This is a genomic window from Streptomyces pseudogriseolus (assembly GCA_002154585.1).
Classification (GTDB): Bacteria; Actinomycetota; Actinomycetes; order Streptomycetales; family Streptomycetaceae; genus Streptomyces; species Streptomyces pseudogriseolus.
This window is the reverse complement of sequence record MUNG01000236.1, coordinates 42,908-52,999: the sequence shown is the minus strand read 5'-3', so window position 1 is coordinate 52,999 and position 10,092 is coordinate 42,908. Positions and strand designations below refer to the sequence as shown.

The 10,092-nt window shown below is 73.5% G+C and carries 7 protein-coding genes; 4 read left to right on the top strand and 3 right to left on the bottom strand.

Features of this window, described 5'->3' with window-relative positions:
- Window positions 1-241 precede the first annotated feature (241 nt).
- From CCN29_RS21525 to CCN29_RS21515, 3 genes are all read left to right on the top strand, one after another.
- The gene (locus CCN29_RS21525; RefSeq protein ID WP_006136133.1) at window positions 242-1,339 is read left to right on the top strand and encodes a mechanosensitive ion channel family protein; all 1,098 of its coding nucleotides are present in this window, start codon (window positions 242-244) and stop codon (window positions 1,337-1,339) included.
- A gap of 197 nt (window positions 1,340-1,536) precedes the next feature.
- Complete coding sequence (locus CCN29_RS21520; protein WP_031022983.1) at window positions 1,537-3,756, top strand: NADP-dependent isocitrate dehydrogenase; 2,220 nt, start codon at window positions 1,537-1,539, stop codon at window positions 3,754-3,756.
- Between the two features lie 152 nt (window positions 3,757-3,908).
- On the top strand, window positions 3,909-4,700 hold the full coding sequence (locus CCN29_RS21515) for an N-formylglutamate amidohydrolase (RefSeq protein ID WP_006130308.1): 792 nt from the start codon (window positions 3,909-3,911) through the stop codon (window positions 4,698-4,700).
- A gap of 14 nt (window positions 4,701-4,714) precedes the next feature.
- On the opposite strand, the gene CCN29_RS21510 is transcribed toward CCN29_RS21515, so the two are convergent.
- The 3 genes from CCN29_RS21510 to CCN29_RS21500 are packed head-to-tail and all read right to left on the bottom strand — an operon-like array spanning window position 4,715 to window position 7,280.
- Entirely contained in the window at window positions 4,715-5,212 is a 498-nt protein-coding gene (locus CCN29_RS21510) for a hypothetical protein (RefSeq protein ID WP_031022982.1), read from the bottom strand.
- On the bottom strand, window positions 5,209-5,784 hold the full coding sequence (locus CCN29_RS21505) for an RNA polymerase sigma factor (RefSeq protein ID WP_006130310.1): 576 nt from the start codon (window positions 5,782-5,784) through the stop codon (window positions 5,209-5,211). The genes CCN29_RS21510 and CCN29_RS21505 overlap by 4 nt, the downstream gene beginning before the upstream one ends.
- 56 nt (window positions 5,785-5,840) lie before the next feature.
- Window positions 5,841-7,280: a S8/S53 family peptidase gene (locus CCN29_RS21500; protein ID WP_086683806.1), complete on the bottom strand. Its 1,440-nt coding sequence runs from the start codon at window positions 7,278-7,280 to the stop codon at window positions 5,841-5,843.
- Window positions 7,281-7,407: 127 nt separating this feature from the next.
- On the opposite strand from CCN29_RS21500, the gene CCN29_RS21495 reads away from it, so the two are divergent.
- The gene (locus tag CCN29_RS21495; RefSeq protein ID WP_078883020.1) at window positions 7,408-10,014 is read left to right on the top strand and encodes a CHAT domain-containing protein; all 2,607 of its coding nucleotides are present in this window, start codon (window positions 7,408-7,410) and stop codon (window positions 10,012-10,014) included.
- Window positions 10,015-10,092: the final 78 nt, after the last annotated feature.

Genomic DNA, 10,092 nt, shown 5'->3' with positions numbered 1-10,092 from the left:
CGGCCCGGTTCGCGTCGGGGGTCCGCCACGGCGTTCGGGCCGGCGTGGGACGAGGCGCGTGGTACGAACTGCCCTGCGGAATACGGCAGGATGAGCGACGGTGCCCCCGCAGGTCAACGCGGGTGCGGCACCGGTGGATCCCGTATACCTCGAGCAGGTGACTTCACGTGACACGACTTCACATACGGCTCTCGGCCCAGGAGAGGCGGCCGTCGGCCCAGGGGTGCGCGGGGGGTGCGCGGTGACCCGCTCCCTCACCGTGGACGATCTGGTGCAGGCCGGTATCGCCCTCGCCGCCGGACTGCTGGCGGCGTTCCTGCTCCGCATGCTGCTGCGCTGGCTGGGTCGGCACGCCGAGCGCACCGCCTGGCGCGGCGACGACATCATGGTGCAGGCGCTGAGCACGGTGGTCCCGTGGGCCGCCATGGCCGGCGGCGCGGCCTCCGCGGCGGCGGCGCTGCCGCTGACGCGCACCGTGCAGCACACGACCAACCAGACGCTGACCCTGCTGGTGATCTTCGTCGCGACGGTGGCGACCGCCCGGGTGGTGGCGGATCTGGTCCGCTCGGTCACCCAGTCGCGGTCCGGCGTGGCCGGGTCCGCGACGATCTTCGTGAACATCACCCGGATCGTGGTCCTGGCGATCGGTTTCCTCGTCGGGCTCCAGACGATGGGCATCTCCATCGCCCCGCTGCTCACCGCCCTCGGCGTGGGCGGTCTGGCGGTCGCGCTGGCGCTCCAGGACACGCTCGCGAACCTCTTCGCGGGCATCCACATCCTCGCCTCCAAGACCGTGCAGCCGGGCGACTACATCCGCCTGAGCAGCGGCGAGGAGGGTTACGTCGAGGACATCAACTGGCGCCAGACGACCGTCCGTGAGCTGTCGAACAACCTGGTGGTCATTCCCAACGGCCAGCTCGCCAAGACGAACATGACCAACTTCATGCGGCCCCAGCAGCAGCTGACCATCCTGGTCCAGGCCGGCGTGTCGTACGACAGCGACCTGGAGCACGTGGAGCGGGTGACGAAGGAGGTCGTCGCCGATGTGATGACCGAGATCACCGGGGCGGTGCCGGAGCACGAGCCGGCGGTGCGGTTCCACACCTTCGGCGACTCGCGCATCGGGTTCACCGTGATCCTGGGCGTGGCCGAGTTCAGCGACCAGTACCGGATCAAGCACGAGTTCATCAAGCGGCTGCACCGGCGCTACCGCGAGGAGGGCATCCGCATCCCGTCCCCCGCGCGCACGGTCGCCCTCCAGCAGGGCACGGTGCTGATCCCGTCCCAGCGGGACGCGTCGGCGGCGCCGGACGACATGACCACGGGCCGGCCGGTCTGACGGCGGCGGGCCGGTCCGACGGCGGCGGGCCGGTCCGACGGCGGCGGGCCGCGGCGGCCGCGAGGCGCTGCGGCCCGGCGTGCGGGGCCCCGCGACGGGTGTTCCCGGACAACTCGGCGTGGACCCCTGTCGAGCACGGGCCCGTCACAAGATATCTTGATGTCGAGCAATGTTGCAGACGTGGAGCGGAGCACCCGGTGACTGACTCGACCATCATCTATACGCACACTGACGAGGCCCCGGCCCTGGCGACGTATTCCTTCCTGCCGGTGGTCCAGGCGTACGCCTCGCAGGCGGGTGTCGCCGTGGAGACGCGGGACATCTCGCTGGCCGGGCGCATCATCGCCGTGTTCCCGGAGTACCTCACCGAGGACCAGCGCATCCCGGACGCCCTCGCCGAGCTCGGTGAGCTGGCGAAGACGCCCGCGGCCAACATCATCAAGCTGCCGAACATCTCGGCGTCCATCCCGCAGCTCAAGGCCGCCGTCGCCGAGCTTCAGGCCAAGGGCTACGCGCTGCCGGACTACCCGGACGACCCGAAGACCGACGAGGAGCGGGAGATCCAGGCCCGCTACGACAAGGTCAAGGGCTCGGCCGTGAACCCGGTCCTGCGCGAGGGCAACTCCGACCGCCGCGCCCCCGCCTCGGTGAAGAACTACGCCAAGGCCCACCCGCACCGCATGGGCGCCTGGACCGCCGAGTCCAAGACCAACGTGGCCACGATGGGCCAGGACGACTTCCGCTCCACCGAGAAGTCCGTCGTGATCGCCGAGGACGGCGCGCTGCGCATCGAGCTCAAGGGCGACGACGGCTCCACCACCGTGCTGCGCGAGTCGGTGCCGGTCCTCAAGGGCGAGGTCGTCGACGCCTCCGTGATGCGCGTCGCCGCGCTGCGCGAGTTCCTCACCGCGCAGGTCGCCCGCGCCAAGCAGGAGGGCGTGCTGTTCTCCGTGCACCTGAAGGCCACGATGATGAAGGTCTCCGACCCGATCATCTTCGGTCACGTGGTGCGCGCCTTCTTCCCGAAGACGTTCGCGCAGTACGGCGACAAGCTGGCCGCCGCCGGTCTCACCCCGAACGACGGTCTGGGCGGCATCTACAAGGGCCTGGAGAACCTGCCCGAGGGCGCCGAGATCAAGGCGTCCTTCGACGCCGAGCTCGCCGAGGGCCCGGAGCTGGCGATGGTCGACTCCGACAAGGGCATCACCAACCTGCACGTCCCCTCGGACGTCATCGTGGACGCCTCCATGCCGGCCATGATCCGCACCTCCGGCCACATGTGGGGCCCCGACGGCCAGGAGGCCGACACCCTCGCGGTGCTCCCGGACTCCTCCTACGCCGGCGTCTACCAGGCCGTGATCGACGACTGCCGCGCCCACGGCGCCTACGACCCGTCGACGATGGGCTCGGTCCCGAACGTGGGTCTGATGGCGCAGAAGGCCGAGGAGTACGGCAGCCACGACAAGACCTTCGAGATCCCCGTCACCGGCACGGTCCGCCTGGTCGACCGGAACGGCGACGCCGTCATCGAGCAGGCCGTGTCCGCCGGTGACATCTTCCGCGCCTGCCAGACCAAGGACGCGCCGATCCGCGACTGGGTGAAGCTGGCCGTCACCCGCGCCCGCGCCACCGGCGACCCGGCCGTCTTCTGGCTGGACGAGACCCGCGCGCACGACGCCAACCTGATCGCCAAGGTGAAGGCCTACCTGCCGGAGCACGACACCGAGGGCCTGGACATCCAGATCCTCAACCCGGTCGAGGCGACCAAGCTGTCGGTGGAGCGCATCCGCCGCGGCGAGAACACCATCTCGGTCACCGGCAACGTGCTGCGCGACTACCTGACCGACCTGTTCCCGATCCTGGAGCTGGGTACCAGCGCCAAGATGCTGTCGGTGGTGCCGCTGATGGCGGGCGGCGGCCTCTTCGAGACGGGCGCGGGCGGCTCGGCGCCGAAGCACGTGCAGCAGCTGGTCAAGGAGAACTACCTGCGCTGGGACTCCCTCGGTGAGTTCTTCGCGCTGGTGCCGTCGCTGGAGCACTACGCGACGACGACCGGCAACGGCCGTGCCAAGGTGCTCGCCGACGCCCTCGACCGCGCCACGGCGACCTTCCTCAACGAGGACAAGTCCCCGACCCGTCGCGTCGGCGGCATCGACAACCGCGGCAGCCACTTCTACCTGTCCCTGTACTGGGCGCAGGAGCTGGCCGCGCAGACCGAGGACGCGGACCTGGCGAAGGCGTTCGCGCCGCTCGCCGAGACCCTCGCGGCCAACGAGGCGAAGATTGTCGAGGAGCTGGCCGCCGTCCAGGGCAAGCCGGCCGACATCGACGGCTACTACCAGCCCGACCCGGCGAAGGCTTCCGCGGTCATGCGCCCGTCCACCACGTGGAACGAGCTGCTGGCGTCCCTGAGCTGACCTGACGCCTCCCGCACTCCGCCCCGGCCGGCCACGCGCCCGGCCGGGGCGGAGTCGTGTCCAGGGCTCGACGCGGGGGCTGCGGGGCCGTTGTCAGTGGCGTGTGGCACCTTGATCGTCGTACACAACCGACAGCACCTTTGGAGCAGCGCATGACCGTCGTGCCGCCCTCGTTCGACCTCCTCCCCGGCGACCCCGCCTCCCCTGTGATCCTGCATGTGCCGCACTCGGCGCGGGAGATACCGGGGGACGTACGGTCCGGGATCGTCCTGGACGACGCCGCGCTGGAGCGGGAGCTGGACCACATCACCGACGCGCACACCGCGGCGATCGCCGAGCAGGCGGCTTGGGCGGCGGGGGTCACACCGTGGCGGTTCGTGAACCGGCTGTCGCGGCTGGTCGTGGACCCGGAGCGGTTCCCGGACGAGCGGGAGGAGATGCTGGCCGTCGGTATGGGCGCGGTCTACACGCGGACGACGCACAAGGACGTGCTGCGCCCCGACGGCTTCGACGCGGGCCCGCTGATCGAGCGGTACTTCCACCCGTACGCGCGGGCGATGGAGGAGGCGGTGACGGACCGGCTCGCGGCGACGGGGCGGTGCGTGATCGTCGACGTCCACTCGTACCCGACGGCCGCGCTGCCCTACGAGCTCCACGGCGCCGGCCCGCGCCCGCCGGTGTGCCTCGGCACCGACGCCTTCCACACCCCGCCTGCCTTGCTCACGGCGGCCCGCGAGGCGTTCGCCGCGTGCGGGGAGACAGGGCTCGACAGCCCGTTCGCCGGCACGTACGTACCGCTGACGTACTACGGCAGGCGGGCGGAGGTCACGGCCCTGATGGTGGAGATCCGCCGCGACACCTACATGACGGAACCGGGCGGCCCGTCCCACGAAGGGGTGACCCGCTTGGCGTCGGCTTTGGCGTCGCTGATCGACGCGGTGTGAGGCGGGCGCGTCCCTCAGGCCCGCAGCCACTCCGTCATGACCGTCTCCTCCGGTGTGTGCAGGCGGAGGGCGAAGGGGCCGTGCGGTGGTGCCGGGGCCGTGAAGCGGCCCATGTCGTCGGTGGTGAGCGGGGTGGCCGGGCCGGAGGCCGTGAGGAGGTCGATGCGGGCGGGGGCCGGGGGGAGGACCTGGCCGATCAGGCCCTCCTCGGTCAGCTCGACGTCCAGCGTCACCTCGCCCGCGCTGAACGTCAGCATCCGCGGGGCCGCCGCCGCGCCCCGCACCGGAAGCGCGTCGAGGAGCGAGTCGAAGGTCAGCTCGGCGACCCGCGCCTCCAGGTCGCGGAGCGCGAACGCGTCCACCGCGGCCTGGAGCAGTGCCGGGGGCACCGGGTCCAGGAGGGACGCGGCCTGCCGCAGCTCCTCCTCGAGCAGTTCCTCCTCGACGCCCGGACCGTCGCCGGAGTCCGTACCGTCGCCGAAGCCCGTGCCGTCGTCGATGTCGTCGTTCATGCCGTCCCCCGTGCCTCCAGCCGGGCCCGCAGCCGGCGCAGACAGCGCTGGCGCATCGGCCCGATACTGCCCACCGCGATGTCGAGCGCGGCGGACACCTCCTGATAACTGGGCGGCGGCGAGGAGATCAGCACGCGCAGCAACTGCCTGCACCGCTCGCCCAGTTCCTCGAACGCCTGCCACAGCCGCCGCACCCGCTCCCCGTGGGCGGCGGCCTCCTCGGTCTCCAGCAGCGCCTGTTCGGGCGCGCCGTCCTCGCTGACCGTGTCGAGCACCTGCGGGTCGTCGGTCAGGACCAGCCGCCGCGCCTGACGATGCACCTTCAGGCACTCGTGGCGGGCGGTGCTGGCCAGCCAGGAGCCCGCCTTCTCCGGCTCGCGCAGCCGGTCCAGGTGCTGGGTGAAGCGGAACCAGACGGTCTGGTACACCTCGTGGGCGTCGGCGTCGGACAGCCGGTGCGCCCGCACCACGGACCAGACCAGCGGGCCCAGGCCCTCCACGATCGCCTTCCAGGCCGCCGCGTCACCGTCGACAGCGGACCGGACCAACGCGCCGACTTCCGAACGCTCCACGGTGCCACCCCTCGTGTACGGCACGTCATGGTACGCCGCGGAGGGGACGGTTCCGTTCATCGTGGTCGCGCGGTGGGCGCCGGGGGGACGCGCACGGGGCGCCAGGTGGGCGGCAGCAGTGCCGGCCTGTGCGCCCCGCGCACGTCCACGAACTCGTCGACGTCGTCGAGCAGTTCACGCCGGGCCGCACGCGGGTCGCGCACACCGCGCGCCGTCATGTGCGCGGCGATCATGCCCACCGCGACGGGGGCGGCGAACGAGGTGCCGCTCCACTGGGCGAGCCCCTCGAACATCACCTGGTCCGGCTTGGCGGAAGCGCCGTCCTCGCTCAACACGCCCGTGTGACGCGGGTGATGGCAGGTGCAGGGGTAGCTGAAGCCGTAGCGGCAGGTGTCGTACGTGGAGTGCTGGTACACGTAGGGGACGGGTGTCCCGAACCCGGTGAGGGCGCTGGTCAGCCGCTCGCCGGGGGCGTACGCCTTCACCCAGCCGCCGTGGTTGGTGAAGCAGGCGCCGGACGCGCCGTCCGCGCGCAGCGCGCCGACCGACAGCACGGCGTCCTCGTAGCCGGGCAGGTCGGCGTAGGCGGCGGGCCAGAACGGTGTCGCACTGGCGTTGTTGCCCGCGGCGGCGACCAGCAGCGTGTGCTGCCCGCGCAGTTCGCGCATGAAGGCGTCGACGCCGAGGAGGCCGTCGGTGCGGCCGTTCGTCGTGCCGGCGGAGAGGCTGAGGACGTCGGGCCAGCCGCCCGCGTCGACGGCGTCGAAGAGCTTCTCGCCGAACTCGTGCTCCAGCACCGCCCCCGCGTCGTTGAGGGCGTTGCTGACGGTGATGTCGGTGTGCGGGGCGACGGCGGCGACCAGCCCGGCGATGAACGTGCCGTGTCCGCAGTACTGCTGGAGGATGCCGTCGTCGTCGCACTCGGCGACCTGGGCGTCCCCCTGGGTGCGGGCGAGCGGCGGGTAGTCGCGGTAGTCGTGCATCAGGCCGGTGTCGACGACCAAGACCCGGGCGGCGTCCCCGCCGGGTTCGCCGTCGGCCTCGGCGACGGCCGGGTTGGGCCAGGCGTCGCGCGACACGGGCACCGGCTCGTCGCCGGGGCAGGCGTTGACGGCGATGTGCACCACGTGGTTGCGGCTGACCATGCGGCGTCCGGTGCGGCCCTCCACCGCGGCGAGCGCGCGCAGCGCGCCCGTGACGGCCGGGTCGCCTGCGGCGTCGCCCTCGCCGGGGTCGGACACCTGGATGCGGACCACGCCGGAGCGGTCGCCGGCGGGGCCGAGGCGGCGGACGCGGTCCGGGACGCCGGCGGCGAAGGTCCGGAAGTGCCCGCGCACGGTGTCCTCGACGACCTGCGCCTCCTCCCCCTCGCGGGCGAGGACGACGCCCTTCTCGTAGAGGAACTCGCCCGCGTCGTCGGGTCCCACGGCCAGCGGGACGTCGGGCATGGAGCGCTGGATCTGCCGGTACTGCTCATGGAAGCGACGAGGTGGCATGGCGAGTCCTCCACTTGGGGCGACGGGGCCTGGGCCGCGGAGCTTTCGTGAAGAAGAGCCCCAGGACGGCCCTCTGATACAACGCCGCATCTGTGAGGTGTGGTTGAAGGCCACTACCATCGTGGAGGTGACAGCGGGAAGCGACGCGGTGCAGGACCTCCTTCCGCTGGTGTTCGCCGCCCCGAACGAGGCGCTGACGCAGGCCGAGGCCGTGCTGCGCCGCCGTCCCACTCCCCTGCACGCCTCCGTCGCCCATCAGGTGATCGGCATCTGGCAGCGCGACTTCGGGGACACGCGGCTCGCCCTGCGGCATCTGCGGCGGGCGCGGGACTGGGCGGCGCGGGCGGGTTCGGCGGACCGGGAGGCGGACGTCCTCGCCACGCTCGGGGTCGCGTTGGTGCACTCGGGGCGCACACGGCAGGGGCTGGACGCCCTGGGCCGGGGCGTGCGGCGCGGCACCGGCCACACCCGGGCCCGGGTGCTGTTCCGGCGGGCGTACGCGTGGTGGGTGCTGGGCCATCACAAGGAGGCCCTGGAGGACGTGAGGCGGGCCGTCCCGGTGCTGCGGCACGCGGGGGACGTGATCTGGACGGCGCGGGCGCTGACCCTGCGGGCGACGGTGCATCTGGCGCTGGGCGCGGTGGAGCGGGCGGAGGCGGACTTCGCGTCGGCGGAGGACCTGTGGGCGGTCACGGACCAGGAACACGACAAGGCGGACGCGGTGGAGAGCCGCGGGCTGGCCGCGTTCCGCTCCGGTGACGTGCCGGCGGCGCTGCGGCTGCTGGACGAGGCGGAGGAGCGGTACGCGAAGCTGGGCACGCCGACGTTCATGCTGAGCATCCGGCGGTGCGAGGTGCTGATGGCGGCCGGTCTGGCGGCGGAGGCGCTGGCCGAGGCGGACACGGCGATCGCCGAACTGGACTCCATCGGCGGGCAGTCGACGCGCAAGGCGGAGCTGCTGCTGGCGGCGGCGCGGGCCGCCCGGCAGGCCGACGACCCGGCGACGGCGACGGCGCGGGCGGAACTGGCCGTGCGGCTGTTCGCGGGGCAGCGGCGCACCTGGTGGGAGGCGCAGGCCCGGCTGGTGCTGATCGGCGCCCGGCACGCGGCCGGGAAGGGCTCCGGGAAGCTGGTCGCGGACGCGGCGGCGGTGGCGGGAACGCTGGCCGGGCTGGGCGCGCCGGCCGCCCCGGAGGCGTTCCTGCTGGCCGGGCGGATCGCGCTGGACCTGGGCCGGCCGGCGGACGCCGAGCCGTATCTGGCGGTGGCCGCGCGCAGCCGGCACAACGGGCCGCCGCTCGCGCGGATGACGGGCTGGGCCGCGCAGGCGCTGCGCGCGCGGGCGGCCGGCTCGACGCGGGGCGTGCTGGAGGCGTGCCGGCGCGGGCTGGACGTGCTGGACGACCACCGGATGACGCTGGGCGCGTCGGAGCTGCGGGCGCGGGCCACGGCGCAGGGCGCGGAACTGGCGGCGCTGGCGCAGCAGGCGGCGCTGCGGTCGGGCGGGCCGCGGCGGCTGCTGGTGTGGAGCGAGCGCTGGCGGGCGACGGCGCTGTCCGCGCCGCCGACCCGGCCTCCCGCCGACCCGGAGCTGCTGAGCCACATGACCGCCTACCGGGAGATCGCGGCCCGCGCCGAGGAGGCCCGGATGGAGGGCAGGCCGGTGCCGGCGCTGGAGCGGGAGCAGCGCCGCCTGGAGCGGGCGATCCGCTCCCGCACCCTGCACATGCGGGGCGAGGCGCACGGCGACGACGCCCGCTTCGACGCCGGCCGCCTCCTGGAGCGACTGGGCGACGGCGTGCGGCTGGTGGAGCTGGCGGTGGTCGACGGGCGGGTGCAGGTGCTGCTGTGCGGGCAGGGCCGGGTGCGCCGGTTCGAGGCGGGGCTGCTGGCGGCGGCCGAGGCGGAGGCCGAGCATGTGCAGGCGGGGCTGCGGCGGCTCGCCCATCCGGGGGCGCAGGCGCGGCTGCCGGTGGTGGAGGCGGCGGGCCGCCGTCTGGAGGAGCTGCTGCTGGGGCCCGCCGCGGCGCACCTCGGCGAGGGGCCGGTGGTGATCGTGCCGCCGGGGCGGCTGCACCGGGTGCCGTGGGCGCTGCTGCCGTCGCTGCGGGAACGGGTCGTCAGCGTGTCGCCGTCGGCCAGCAGTTGGCTGCGTGCCCGGGAGACGCGTCCGCCGCGCGGCGGGCGCAAGGTGCTGGTGCGCGGCCCGGGTCTGGCGACGGGCGGCGCGGAGGTGACCCGGCTGGCCGCCCGCTACAGCGGGGCGACGGTGCTGGAGCACGGGGAGGCGTCGGTGCCGCGGGTGCTCGCGGAACTGGACGGGGCGGGTCTCGCGCACATCGCGGCGCACGGCACGTTCCGCACGGACGGCCCGATGTTCTCCTCGCTGCGGATGGCCGACGGCCCGCTGATCGTGCACGACTTCGAACGGCTCGGCCGCAGCCCGTACCGCATCATCCTGTCCTGCTGCGACACGGCCCGCTTCGCCACGGTCGGCGCGGACGAACTGCTGGGTCTGGTCACGGCGTTGCTGCCGCTGGGCACGGCGGGCGTGGTGGCGTGCAGCGCCCCGGTCAACGACGCGGCGGTGGTCCCGCTGATGCTCGCCCTGCACGAGGGCCTGGCCGCGGGGCTCCCGCTCCCGGAGGCGCTGCGCGACGCACGGGCGGCCCTCCCCCCGGACCCGCTGCACCGGGCGACGGGCTGGGCCTTCACGGCGTTCGGGGCGGCCTGACGGGCGGCGTGCCGGGCGGACCGGCCACCCCGACACGAGCGGAGTGAGTACTCACTCATTGACGGAGTGAGTACTCAC